The sequence below is a fragment of the Sphingomonas rubra genome (genome assembly GCF_900115745.1).
Classification (GTDB): domain Bacteria; phylum Pseudomonadota; class Alphaproteobacteria; order Sphingomonadales; family Sphingomonadaceae; genus Sphingomonas; species Sphingomonas rubra.
This window is the reverse complement of the sequence record NZ_FOXP01000018.1, coordinates 1-13,090: the sequence shown is the minus strand read 5'-3', so window position 1 is coordinate 13,090 and position 13,090 is coordinate 1. Positions and strand designations below refer to the sequence as shown.

Here is a 13,090-nt window from a genome sequence, read left to right as displayed (position 1 = left end):
TCCTCCATCAGCGCCATGCCGAGACCCATGATGATGCCGCCGCGAAATTGACTGCGCGCTGTCTTGAGGTTGAGGATGCGGCCGCAATCGAATGAGCCCAAGAACCGGCTGACGCGCGTCTCACCGGTGACGGTGTTGACGCGAACTTCGCAGAACAGCGCGCTGTGCGAGTGCATCGACCAGTGCATCGTCTCCAGTGGCAGCGACCCCGCCTTGGTCGCCGATACGCTGTCTCTCTGCGAACGGCCGAGGATCGAGGCATAGCTCTCCCGCCGCGTCGGGTCGGCGAGGCTGCCTAGCCCGCCGTCGTCGCAGCCGACCTCGTCCGGCGACAGGCCGGCGAGCGGGGAATCGTTGCCCGCGAGCTTGATGAGGTCGCCGACCAGCGCAGTCTGTGCGGCGATGACCGCCGCGCCGATCGCCGCGGTCTGCTGCGATCCGCCGGCCATGATCGCGCCGGGAATGGCGCTGTCGCCGTATCCTACCTCGACCCGGTCGAGCGGCAGGCCCAGCCGCTCCGCCGCAACGATCGCGGTGGTGGTGGACGTGCCCATGCCCATCTCCGCCGCCGCGACCTCGACCAGCGCCTTCACCCCGTCGCCATCGCGGGTCAGGGTAATGCGCGCCTCCGCGCCGGGCATCCGGTAATAGGGATAGGTGCCCGTGGCGCAGCCGACGCCGACCAGCCATTCGCCCTCGCGCCGCGTGCTGCGCGGCGGGCGGGCGTGCCAGCCGAAGCGCTCCGCCCCGTCGCGCCACGCCTGCGCGATATGGCGCGAGGAGAAGGGCAGGCCATTCGTCGGGTCCTTGTCGGGCTCGTTGCGCAGCCGCAGCTCGACGGGATCGATGCCGAGCTCCACCGCCAGCTCGTCGATCGCGGATTCGAGCGCGAAGGTGCCGACAGCTTCGCCCGGCGCGCGCATGAAGGTGTTGGCGAGCATGTTCATCCGCGCCACCTCCACCTTCAGCAGGATGTTGGGCGCGGCATAGGCCGCCTGGGTGCCGAGGATGAACGGCTCGGGCATGCTGTTTTGCGGCGTCATGACCGACAGGCCGGTATGGATCAGCGCCTGGAAGCGTCCGTCCGCATCGGCGCCGATTGCGACGCGCTGTTCGGTTAGCGTGCGCCCGCCGACGACGCGGTAGACGCCCTCGCGCGAGAGGGCGATGCGCACCGGGCGGCGCGCCAGCTTCGCCGCCGCGGCACCGATCACCTGATGGTCCCACAGCCCCTTGCTGCCGAATCCGCCGCCGACATAGGGCGAGGTCAGCCGCACCTTGTCGGTCGCCAGGCCGAAGGTGTCGGCCATCGTCTGCGCCTGCTGCGTGACCATCTGGCTGGCGTCGTGGATCGTCAGTTCGTCGCCGACCCAGGCGAGGGTGGCGGCATGCGGCTCGATCGGATTGTGGTTGTGCCGCGGGGTGCGATAGGTGCGGTCGACCTTGTGCGGCGCTGCCGCGAAGGCCGCCTCCGCATCGCCGATCTCGTTCAGCAGCGGCTGCCCCATGAACAGGCCGGGCTCGATGCCGTTCGCCTTCGCGCCCGCCAGCGTCGTGGTGGAGGGCTCCGCCCCATAGGTGATGCGCAGCAGCGAAGCGGCGTGATCGGCCTGCTCCTGCGTCTCGGCCAGGACGCAGGCGATCGGTTGTCCGTTCCAGTGGATGCGATCGTCCTGCAGGATCGACAGGTCGGCCGGGCCGACCGCGGACGGCGAGGAGCCGAAAACCGGCGGCGTCGCCATCCGCGGAGCGTTTAGATGAGTCATCACCAGCACGACGCCGGGCGCGGCCTCCGCCGCCGCGGTATCGATCGCGGCGATCCGCCCGCGCGCGATCGTGGCGTAGGCGAGTGCGGCATAGGTCATGTCGGCGAAGCGATGCTCCGCGGCGAAGGCGGCGTCGCCGCGCACCTTCAACGCGCCGTCGAGCCGGGAGACGGGCTTGCCGATCAACCCGTGCTTGCGCGCGATCAGCGGATCGGGAACGCCGCCGGGGATCCAGCTATCCGGGGCGAGCGGCACCAGCTTCGTCATGGCGCCCTGCACCAGTCCCTGCGCCGCCTGCTTGGCACTGTCGATGATGCTCATGCCGCGTCTCCCATCGCCAGTTCTTCCAGAACCGCTGCCAGCGTGCGGCTCGCGAGCGCCGGTTTGAAGGCATTGTCCCGCAAGGGGCGTGCGTCGACGAACTCCGCCGCCGCTGCATCGAGGAAGGCCTGGTGCGTGGCGGGGCGATCGAGCAGGGCCGCCTCCGCCCGCATGGCGCGCCACGGCTTGTGCGCGACCCCGCCGAACGCGATCCGGACCTGCTTGATGCGATCGCCCTCCAGCTCGAGCGTCGTCGCGACGGATACCAGCGCGAAGGCGTAGCTCGCCCGGTCGCGCACCTTGCGGTAGGTCGATCGCGTCCCCGCCGGCAGCGGCGGCAAGGCTACCGCCGTCACGAGGTCGCCGAGTTCGAGGTTGGTGTCGCGATCGGGTCGGTCGCCGGGCAGGCGATGGAAGTCCGCGAAGGGGATCGTGCGCGGTCCCGCGGGGCCGTCGACGTGCACCGTCGCGTCGAGCGCGGCGAGCGCGACGCACATGTCGGACGGATGGGTCGCGACGCAGGCGTCGGAGCCGCCGAGGACAGCGTGGATGCGGTTGAAGCCTTCGCGTGCGTCACACCCCGAACCCGGCTGCCGCTTGTTGCACCGCGATCCTTCGGTGTCGTAGAAATAGGTGCAGCGCGTGCGTTGCAGCAAATTGCCACCCACCGTCGCCATGTTGCGGATTTGCGCCGACGCGCCGGCCAGGATCGCGCGCGACAGCAGGGGATAGCGCGCGCGAACAATGCGGTGCTCGGCGAGCGCGGTGTTGCGGACCGCGGCGGCGATCAGCAATCCGCCATCCTCTGTCTCCTCGATCGCGGCGGGCAGGCCGCTGACGTCGACCAACCGCTCCGGCCGGGCGACCGTCTCGCGCATCAGGTCCACCAGGTTGGTGCCGCCGCCGAGATAGGCGGTGCCGGCGATTGCGCCCCGGCGCAGCGCATCGGCGGCGTCGATGGGGCGAGCATAGTCGAAGGGGGTCATGCCGACGCCTCCGTCGCGAAGGTGGCCCGGATCGCGTCGACGATGCCGTTGTGCGCGCCGCAGCGACACAGATTGCCACTCATCCGTTCCTGGATTTCCTCGCGCGTCCACTGCGCGTCTGCGGCGAGGTCGGCGCTGACGTGGCTCGGCACCCCCCGCTCCAGCTCACTCGCCATCCCGATCGCCGAGCAGATCTGCCCCGGGGTGCAATAACCGCATTGAAAGCCGTCATGCTCGACAAACGCGGCCTGGAGCGGGTGAAGTGCGTCGCCGCCGGCCAACCCCTCGATCGTCGTGATCGCGCGCCCGTCATACTGCACCGCGAGCGCAAGGCAGGACAGTATCCGCTCGCCGTCCACCAGCACCGTGCATGCCCCGCACGCGCCTTGATTGCAGCCCTTCTTCGTGCCGGTGAGGTGCAGGTCCTCGCGCAGATGGTCGAGTAAGGACACGCGAGGATCGGCAGGGCCGTGCACCTGCTTTCCGTTCACGATCAGCGACATGGCAGGTCCCTTCTCATTGGCTTGCACCAGATAAGTAGCAGTCGAACCAACGACATGCTAACTCCGCGCCGCCCGACCCTGCTCAGCGAGGTCGCGACCTGCCTTATAAACCACGGCGGCGGAAAGCCGGTCGGGTAGGCGAAAACCCGTAGCAGGCGGCATGCCACGACGTGAATGAACGGCGAGTTCCGAGATGCGCGGAGTCGGACAGGAATGTCCGTATCTGGGTCACCTTGGCGCGTTTTACCCTCAACCCAGCATTGTGCGAGGTCAGTCATGCTGACCTAGCTGCTGGGACGCGACTTGCTGCAGCCGCACGGCGTCCGCTGGCGAGAGTCCAAGCGCATCGGCGGCCTTCTCGTCGCGGCCGAGCGTCGCCGGATCTACCCCTGTGATCGCCCCGAAGACGACGAGCGCCTCCAGGTAATAGCCCGCTACGCTGGCGTGATACTGGTCGTAGGTCCACAGATCGAGCTGGTCGAAGGCCGTGCCGTCGTAGGGGTTGGGGTCGGCGACGCCGCGCTCGAACGCTAGGTTCCACGCCACGCCCACGGGGATAATCCCGCGCACTGTTGGATTGGCAGCACGCGCGGTTCGAGCGGCCTTCTGCAGGTCGCCGGCCATCGCCGCGATCGGCTTGCCGGCCCATGGGCCCTTGCCGCGGTACGTCGCGTCCGCCCGGCTCCAGGTCGCCATCAGCTCGATCCTTACCGCGGGATTGCGCGCCTGGAGCAGACGGCTGATCCGACCGACGTCGCGGACGTAGTCGGTCGGATCACCCGGCCGCTCGCGACTGAGCGTGCTGAACTCCTGCAGCACGACGACATCCCAGGCGCGGTCAAAGCGCGCGCGTCGCTCGTCGTAGTGGAAGCCGAGAGACTTGCCGCCCTGAGTCTCAAGGCTGACTTGATAACTGAGTCCAGCCTGTTCGGTGAACGCCTTGAACAACGCCGGCACGCCGCCGTAGCCGTTGCCGTTCAGGTCAGCGACGCTGTCGGCTCGCCAGTTACGTACGGCCGAGTGCGCGCCCTGGGTGAAGCTGTTGCCGATGAACAGGATAGAGGTAGGGGTGCCACGCCTCGCCGCGACCACGGGCGGTCGCGAGGGAGCGGGTGGTGTGGGGGCGGCACGTTGCGCCTCGCCGCCATTCGCAGCAAGCAGCAGGCACGAAGCGAACAGGACTTTGCCGGATAGCATCAGAAACGCTTCCCAATCGTGAGGTACCAGTAGCGCGCATAGGGCACGTAGAGCGACCCAAGATAGCCGTCTGCGGTGATTGGCGGGTCCTTGTCAAACAGGTTGCGCACGCCGACGCGCAGCCGCGTGTCGTCCATGAAGCCTCCGCGCACCCGATACTGTCCGTAGAGGTTGAAGGTCGTCGTGCCGCCGATCGGGTAAGGAATGCCGTCGGTGCTGAGAAAGGCGGTGTCTTCCACCGGGCCGATGTAGTTGGCGAAGCCGCCGACCTGCCACTGATCCAGCGACCAAGTAAGGGTGCCCGTCACCCGCCACTTGGGTCGGCCGCGGTCCTGGAGGAGATTGCGCGCGTCGGTGAGCGGCGTCGCCGCGTTGATCTGGCCGGCCGACCGTGCGTCGAACAGCGCCTGAACCGCCGGCGGCGTGTCGCGGCTGAACTTGGTCAGGCGTGCGGCATTAACCGCAAGGTCGAACTTACCAGCGTCAGTGCGCACGTTGTAGAGCAACGACAGATCGATGCCGCGCACGGTCTGCGGCAGCAGGTTGGTAAACTGATCGTTGATCTGCACGACCTGCCCGGCCGGCGCAATGTTGGTGCCGGCGAACAGCGGCGTGTCGTCCGCGGTCGGCGCTGCGCGCACGACGTTCGGATTGCTCGAGCCCTGCTGGCGGAGCAGATAATCGAGCACCAGCGCGTTCTGTGGGCCGAACTGGCCGACGATGCCGACCTGGCGAATCGTCCAGTAATCGGCAGTCAGCGTCAACCGGCCGTATTGGCGGGGGATGAAGGCCGGCTGGATCACCGTGCCGACTGTCCAGTTGGTGCTGTCCTCCGGCTTCAGGTCCTCGTTGCCCGACACCGCGATTTGATAGCTGATAGCGCGTCCGCAGGTGGTGAAGTTGGCAATGCGCCTGGCGCGCAGGTCTGCCTCGCAGCGGATGAAGTCGGTATTGGAGCCGAGGCGCGAGTAGCGAACGGTGTTAATCTGCTCGAGGTTGGGAGCGCGGAAGCCCTTCGACGCCGAGGCGCGGAAGCGGAGCCCTTCGATGAGATCCCAGGCGGCGGCCACCTTCGGTTTGGCGACGGAGCCGAAGTCGCTGTAATGCTCGTATCGGCCGGCGATCTGCATGTCGATGCGATGAACCAGCGGGATGTTCATGTCCGGCGACACGACGGGCAGCGCGATCTCGCCGAACGCGGAGACGACGGTGCGCCGGCCGCGCGTGCTCGGCGTCGGGCTGACAGCGGCGACGTTGGACAAGTTACGCTCCCCGGTCACCAGGTCGGTGAAGGTGTTGGTGCCGTTCAGGTTATCGTCTCGGATGTCGGCCTGCGTCTCACGGCGGCCCTCGATGCCGAGCGCCACGCCGACGTCGCCCCCCGGTACCGCGACCAGCCGCGCGTTGGACAGCTTGAAGTCGCCCAGCGCCAGCGTCGTCTTGCTGCGGCGGGTAAGGCGGAACTGGAAGGCATCGACCGTCGCCTGGCTGGCCGGCGAACAGTCGCCGACCGACGGCGTCGCCGAGCATCCGCCGGAGAAGGGATTGTACGCGTCGGGCGTTGACAGTGCGAGGTTTTGCTGGAGCAGCGTCATGTTGATCGCGTTCGACCGGTCGGTCGACTCGGCCTCCGAGTAGAGGAGCGCACTATCAAAGTCGAAATTGCCGATCGTGCCGCGGGCGCCGCCCAGGAAGCGCGACTGCCAGTTGTCTACGTCGACGACCTGCTGGCCGGTATCGACGTAGCGATAGGTCGACAGGCGGACTGGCAAGCCGGTCGCGGGCACGTTGGTCAACCCGGGAATGCGGTTCGGATTTAGCGTACCGTCGGCGAAGCGGACCGGGCCGAACGGATTCCAGTAGTTGGAAGCCGGGATGACGATGGTGTTAAGGTTGATCGTCGGCGGCTGGATGCGCTGCGTGTCCGCACGGTAGTAACCGACCTCGCCATAGAGGGTGAAGGCGTCCGACACATCAAAGTGCGCAGAGCCGAAGGCGTTGTAGCGGTTGAACTCGGGCGTGGTCGTCGTACCGGGACGCGTATCGAAACGCTCGTTGCGTAACGTCGTGCCGGTCGCGCGGGTGCCGGTCCCGTAACAGACGTCTCCGTTGACGACGAAGGCGCAGCCCGGATTGGCAGACGACTGGGTGTGGAACGCACCCGCCGCCGAGGTCAGTGCGGTCGTTCCGCGACGGATCGTTCCAGGGCCGCCGACTACGGCCAGGTTGGCCCATGGCGACTGGGTCGCGCGCCCATCGGGTGTTAGGCTTGCCGAGAAGTCTGGATTGTCGGCGAAGAATGAGCGGAGGTCGTCTGTGGCCGTATAGTCGTTGTCGGACGAGCGCTGTGCCGTGCGCCGCGTATAGTCGAGGAACACCGACACATTGCCGCGCGCCTCGGCGAAGTTAATCCCGTACGTGCCGGTGAACTGAAGCTCCTTACGGCTGGTGCCTTCGGCAAAGCCGAAACGATAGTCGAGGCTGGCGCCGTCGAAGTCGGTCTTGGTGACCGTGTTGACGACGCCTGCAACTGCGTCAGCACCGTAGATCGCCGCGGCGCCGTCCCGCAGGATCTCCAACCTTTGCAGGCCCGCGATCGGCAGCGAGTTGGAGTTGTAGCCGAGCACGGGCACGTTGCCGTCGCCGGCCTGGCTGGTCGGATGCTGGACGAGGCGCCGACCGTTGAGCAGAACCAGCGTGTTGCCGACGCCCAGATTTCGCAGGTTGATGGAGTTGACATCGCCCCGCGCGGCGTTGCTCGTCTGCGCATTGTTGGCCTCGTTGAAGGTGACGTCGCCTGCCTGCGGGATGGCGCGGAACAGCTCGTCGCCGGACAGCGCACCGGTGGCGGCGATCTGATCCTGATCGACGACGGTGACGGGCAGCGCGGCGGTAGAGCTGGCACCTCGGATCTGCGTGCCGACGACGGTAATCTCCGCAGGCGCCTCCGGCTCCTGCGGCGCGGTGACGCCCGTGGAATCTGCCTGCGGCGTACCTTGCGCGAGGCCGGGCACTGTTTCGGTCGCTGGCTGCGACGGCGGCGTGGCCGCGGGTGGTGTTGGCGCGACCTGCGCGGCGGCGTCCTGGGTCGCCAGGACGGAGGCCAGCGCGGTGCCGGCCGCGAGCAGCGGACGAATACGGATCATGGTCACTCTCCCTGTATTGTGGTGGCGGGGGCTAGGTCGGCGGCGCGCGCTGCCGGCCCCTCGTTGTTGAGCGTCTCGTGCAAGCGCTGGCGGTCGAGCTTCCCCTCCCACCGTGCGACGACGATCGCGGCGACGGCGTTGCCGATGAAGTTGGTGAGGCTGCGGCACTCGCTCATGAAGCGATCGACGCCCAAGATCAGCGCCATGCCCGCAACTGGTACCGTAGGCACGATCGACAGCGTCGCGGCGAGCGTGATGAAGCCCGCGCCGGTCACCCCAGCCGCGCCCTTCGACGACAGCATCGCGACGGCGAGCAGCAGCAGTTGCTGTCCGAGCGTCAGGTCGACGCCCGTCGCCTGCGCGATGAACAGCGCCGCCAACGTCATGTAGATGTTGGTGCCGTCGAGGTTGAACGAATAGCCGGTCGGCACGACGAGCCCGACGATGCCGCGGTCGCAGCCGGCCTCCTCCAGCTTGACGATGAGGTTAGGGAGCGCCGCCTCCGACGAAGATGTGCCCAGCACCAGCAGCAGCTCTGCCTTCAGATAGGCGATCAGGCGCAGGATCGAGAAGCCGTGCGCTCGCGCGACGGCGCCGAGTACGACCAGCACGAACAACGCCGAGGTCAGGTAGAAGGTCGCGACCAGCCCGCCCAGATTGACGAGGCTGCCGACACCGTACTTGCCGACGGTGAAGGCGATCGCGCCGAACGCACCGATCGGCGCGGCGCGCATCAGGATGCCGACCAGGCGAAAGACGACTTCACCGAGCTGCTCGATCATCGTCAACAGCGGCGCCCCCCGCTCGCCGGTCAGGCTGAGCGCGACGCCGAACAGGATGGCGACGAGCAACACCTGCAGGATGTTGCCTTGCGTCAGCGCCGAGACGAACGTGTCGGGGATGATGGCTAGGAGGAAACCGGTCAGCGTCGTCTCATGCGCCTTATGCGCATAGTCAACGATCGCGCCGGCATCGAGCGTTGCCGGGTCGATGTTCATGTCCGCGCCGGGCTGGACGACGTTCGCGACGACAAGGCCCACGGCTAGTGCCAGCGTCGAGAAGAACAGGAAGTAGCCGAACGCCTTGGCAGCGACGCGGCCGACTGTGCGCAGCTCGCGTAGACCTGCGATGCCGCTGACCAGCGTGAGGAAGATCACCGGTGCGATCACCATCTTAACGAGCTTGATGAACCCGTCACCCAGCGGCTTCAGCGCCTCGCCGGTCGCCGGCCAAACATGTCCGACCACAGCCCCCAACACGATGGCGGTCAGCACCTGTGCGTACAGGTGGCTCCAGAACGGCCTGTGCGGCACGATCGTGGGAATGGCGTCCCCCCGCATATCCTCTCCCCGTGGCGCGTTCCCATGGCGGAACGTCGAGGGCAGTGTAACAACGATGCAGACGCGGACCAGCGCGACAGGCGGGAGGCGGCAAGTGGTTGATTTGGTTGATGAAACGGTGCCGTTTAGGTGACGGGAACGATCGCGCCGCTGCCGGCCGGCAGGCCGTTGCCGGCTTTGGTTGTGCGGAAATCCACACACCGCTCTGCGCCGCGGCGCCTGCTCGCGGCGGTTGCGGGCGCGGCGATCGTCGTCGCTGTCCTCGTTTGGGCTGGACTGCGATGGTCGGACGACCAAGCCGCGGCAGTCGCCGACGACCTCGCCTCGGCGGCGGCCACAGGTCACGCCAACCTGCTTGCGAGCGAGCTCGGAAAATTTCGGCTGCTGCCGCTGGTGCTCGCCGAATATCCAGAGCTCGCTGCCGCCTTTCGCGGCGAACCAGCGGCGCGGCGGCTCGACCGTGACCTCGAACTGCTCGCCGACCGCACCGGCGCGGCTGTCATCTACGCAGTGGATGCGAGCGGCCGGACGGTGTCGGCGAGCAACTGGCGGCGTCCAACCAGTTTCGTCGGGCAGCGCTACGGTTTCCGCCCTTATTTCATCGATGCCATGCAGCGCGGCGCAGCGGAGCTGTTCGCGCTGGGGACGGTGAGCGGTCGCCCGGGCCTCTATCTCGCGCGACGCATCGAAAGGCAGGGTCGTGCGCTCGGCGTCATCGTCGTCAAGGTCGAGTTCGACCGACTGGAGGCATCATGGCGGCGCACGCCGGGGTTCACGCTGGCCATGGATGCGGACGGGATCGTGCTCGCGACCAGCCGGCCCGGCTGGCGCTTCGCGGCGCTAGTCCCGCTGAGCACGCGGCGCCTCGCCGATACTCGGCGTACGCTGCAGTTCGGACCCGCGCCGCCCCGGCGGGCACCGGTGACGATCGCGGGCCGGTCGGCACAGGTTCAGGAACCGGCGGCGATGGATGGGACCGTCTTCCGCGTCGCTCGGACCGCATCCCCGCTCGCCGGTGGCGTGGTGCTGCACTTCACGCCGCTGGCGCCCGCTGCGCTCGCCGCGAGGAGCCAGGCGCTGCTCGTCGGCTTGGCGGCGTTGCTGGTGCTGGCGATCGCGGGCGCATTGGCGCTGCGATCAGTGGAGCGGCGCCGGTTGCAGGTCGCCGCGCGCGAGGAACTCGAGCGGACGGTGGCCGAGCGGACCGCCGAACTCCGCGAGAGCAACACCCGGCTCGGTCGCGAGTCGGAGGAACGGCTTGCAGCCGACCGCCGCTACCGCGCGGCGCGTGAGGAGCTGGCACAGGCGAGCCGGCTCGGGTCGCTCGGCCAGATCACCGCCGGCGTCGCGCACGAGATCAGCCAGCCGATCGCCGCGATCCGCGCCTATGCGGAAAACGGCCTCGCCTTCCTCGATCGCGCCTCGACCGGCCGTGCGCGAGACAATTTCGACCGAATCGTTGGCTTGACCGAGCGGGTCGGCGTCATCACGGGCGAGTTGCGAGCCTTTGCGAGGCGTCGCCCGGGGGAGGACACGACGACCACGGTGGGCCGGGTGCTCGACGGCATGCTGCTGCTGACGCCGGAACGCACGCGTGCCTTGTTGCGCCTGCGCGTTGACGACACGCTTAGGGACGTAGCAGTTGTCGGTGATCGGATCCGGCTGGAACAGGTGCTCGTCAATCTGCTCACCAACGCGGCCGACGCGGCGGCGGATATCACGTCCCCGGTAATCGCGATCGATGTCGACGACTTGGTGGATCGGGTGACCATTCGAGTCCGCGACAATGGACCCGGCGTGGTTGCGGCGCTGCGCGAATCGCTGTTCGAACCGTTCGTCACGGGACGGGCTGACGGCCTAGGCCTAGGTCTCCCGATCGCGCGTGAGATCGCGCGCGACTACGGCGGTGATCTCGTCATGGTCGACGTTCCCGAAGGAGCTGAATTCGTGCTGATGCTGACGCGCGCATGAGCGGTGTTGTGATCCTGGTGGAGGACGACACGGCCCTTCGCGAGGCGACAGTTCAGACTCTGGAGCTGGCCGACCTGGCGGTGCTCTCCTTCTCGCGAGCGGAGCCTGCGCTGGCGGAACTCGGCCGGGGTATGGCGGGAGCGGTCGTGACCGATGTCCGCATGCCAGGTCTGGATGGCTTCGGCATGCTGGCGCGGGCGCGGGACATCGATCCCGACGTGCCCGTACTCCTCGTCACCGGCCACGGCGACGTGCCCATGGCCGTGGCCGCGCTGAAGCAGGGGGCGTTCGACTTCCTGACCAAGCCGTTCGCCGCGGACCATCTGGTCGCCGCAACGCGGCGGGCACTGGAGCGGCGCGCGTTGATGCTGGAGAACCGTCGGCTTCGCGCGGCAGCAGCGGAGAGCGAGACCGAGAACCCACTAATCGGAGTCTCGCCGCAGGTGGCGCGGCTGCGCCGCTCGATCGATCGCCTAGCCGCGGTCGATGTCGACGTGCTGATCGAGGGAGAGACGGGAACGGGCAAGGACCTCGTCGCGTTACTGCTTCACCGCCGCAGCCGCCGCTCCGCTCGTCCCTACGTCGTCATCGACTGTGCGGCGCTGCCAGCAGACCTGGCCGAGGCTGAGCTATTTGGCCACATGTCCGACAGCGTGCCTCACAGCCGCGCCTCCAAGGTGGGCCGCATCGCGGCGGTGGCAGGCGGCACGCTGCTCCTCGACGGCATCGACGCGCTGTCTCCGGCATTGCAGTCGAGACTGCTGCGCGTGATCGAGGAGCGCGAGGTGGTGCCCATCGGGGCGACTCGCCCGGACACAGTTTCCCTCCGTGTGGTGGCAACGAGTACCGCTAAACTCGAAGAGGCGGTTCGCACCGGCGCCTTCCGGGCCGATCTCTATCACCGCATCGCACGAATCCGGCTGAAGCTGCCTGCACTGCGCGAACGTCCCGAGGATGTTCCGCTCCTTTTCGCCCACTTTTTGGCCGATGCGGCGGCTACCCTCCGCCTCGCAGCGCCGGTGCCGGACGAAGCGCAGCGCCGGTACCTGTTCGCGCATGGCTGGTCGGGGAACGTCAGGGAACTGCGTAACCACGCCTTCGAATTGGTCCTCGGCGAGCGTGACGGCGGCGGCGCGACGCACAGTATCGCTCGACCCTTGCGGGACCGGGTATCCACATTCGAGGCACAGGCGATCATCGAGGCGCTAACGACGGCGCGCGGTCGTGTCACGATAGTTTGCGAGCTACTCGGCGTACCTCGTAAAACGCTTTACGAGAAAATGGATCGGCACGGTATCGATCCATCACTCTACCGGGTGCCAGCGAGCGACGTTCCGGATGACTCATGATACTCGAGACGTGAACGAACGACCGAACCTGAGCAATCAAAAACGACGTGCAGATGTCGGTAACTGGGTCTTCGCGGCTGGCTAGCTAGACCTCCCCTACTGCGTCCTGCAATTCTAGAGGCGTCTGCCGCCTCCCGATCAATGCGGTTCTCGTCTGAGAACGCCTACCGCAGACGGTCGTGTTGTTGCCCCCTAAAGGCCTGACGGGTCCTCGCGGGTTTGCGCGATGTACTCGCGGGGTGATCGATAGCCCAGAGCGCGATGCGGATGCACCTCGTTGTAGTGGGCGAGCCAGCCTGGCAGCTGCTTGATGACGGTCTGGGCGTCCGGCCTGGGGTTCACGCGGACATAGTCGCGCTTGAGGGTGCGGACGAACGCTTCTGCCATGCCGTTCGACTGCGGGCTGCTGACCGGGGTGGTGCGCGGGATCAGCCCGATGTCGCGGGCGAAGGCTCGGGTGTCGCGCGCGACGTAGCAGCTGCCGTTATCGCTCAGCCACTCGATCGGCTCG

At 67.5% G+C, this 13,090-nt stretch carries 9 protein-coding genes; 2 read left to right on the top strand and 7 right to left on the bottom strand.

Annotated features, from left to right (window positions below; translation table 11 throughout):
* The 6 genes from BM145_RS15245 to BM145_RS15220 all read right to left on the bottom strand — a co-directional run.
* Positions 1 to 2,087: xanthine dehydrogenase family protein molybdopterin-binding subunit (locus BM145_RS15245; RefSeq protein ID WP_093334446.1), on the bottom strand; the 2,087-nt coding region annotated here is incomplete at its 3' end.
* Positions 2,084 to 3,073 (bottom strand): FAD binding domain-containing protein, encoded by a 990-nt coding sequence (locus BM145_RS15240; RefSeq protein ID WP_093334445.1) that lies wholly within the window; start codon positions 3,071 to 3,073, stop codon positions 2,084 to 2,086. The genes BM145_RS15240 and BM145_RS15245, both read right to left, overlap by 4 nt.
* A complete protein-coding gene (locus BM145_RS15235) occupies positions 3,070 to 3,576 on the bottom strand; it encodes a 2Fe-2S iron-sulfur cluster-binding protein (protein ID WP_093334444.1) in 507 nt (168 codons plus the stop codon). The genes BM145_RS15240 and BM145_RS15235 overlap by 4 nt, the downstream gene beginning before the upstream one ends.
* A 270-nt stretch (positions 3,577 to 3,846) precedes the next feature.
* Positions 3,847 to 4,668: an SGNH/GDSL hydrolase family protein gene (locus BM145_RS15230; RefSeq protein WP_342741819.1), complete on the bottom strand. Its 822-nt coding sequence runs from the start codon at positions 4,666 to 4,668 to the stop codon at positions 3,847 to 3,849.
* 104 nt (positions 4,669 to 4,772) lie between these two features.
* A complete protein-coding gene (locus BM145_RS15225) occupies positions 4,773 to 7,919 on the bottom strand; it encodes a TonB-dependent receptor domain-containing protein (protein WP_245739406.1) in 3,147 nt (1,048 codons plus the stop codon).
* Between the two features lie 2 nt (positions 7,920 to 7,921).
* Complete coding sequence (locus tag BM145_RS15220) at positions 7,922 to 9,259, bottom strand: dicarboxylate/amino acid:cation symporter (protein WP_093334496.1); 1,338 nt, start codon at positions 9,257 to 9,259, stop codon at positions 7,922 to 7,924.
* Between the two features lie 183 nt (positions 9,260 to 9,442).
* On the opposite strand from BM145_RS15220, the gene BM145_RS15215 reads away from it, so the two are divergent.
* Together BM145_RS15215 and BM145_RS15210 are read left to right on the top strand one after the other, a co-directional pair.
* Positions 9,443 to 11,230 (top strand): sensor histidine kinase, encoded by a 1,788-nt coding sequence (locus BM145_RS15215; protein ID WP_143090216.1) that lies wholly within the window; start codon positions 9,443 to 9,445, stop codon positions 11,228 to 11,230.
* A complete protein-coding gene (locus BM145_RS15210) occupies positions 11,227 to 12,579 on the top strand; it encodes a sigma-54-dependent transcriptional regulator (protein WP_093334494.1) in 1,353 nt (450 codons plus the stop codon). Before BM145_RS15215 ends, BM145_RS15210 begins: the two co-directional genes overlap by 4 nt.
* Positions 12,580 to 12,771: 192 nt before the next feature.
* On the opposite strand, the gene BM145_RS15205 is transcribed toward BM145_RS15210, so the two are convergent.
* Positions 12,772 to 13,090: integrase core domain-containing protein (locus tag BM145_RS15205; protein WP_143090215.1), on the bottom strand; the 319-nt coding region annotated here is incomplete at its 5' end.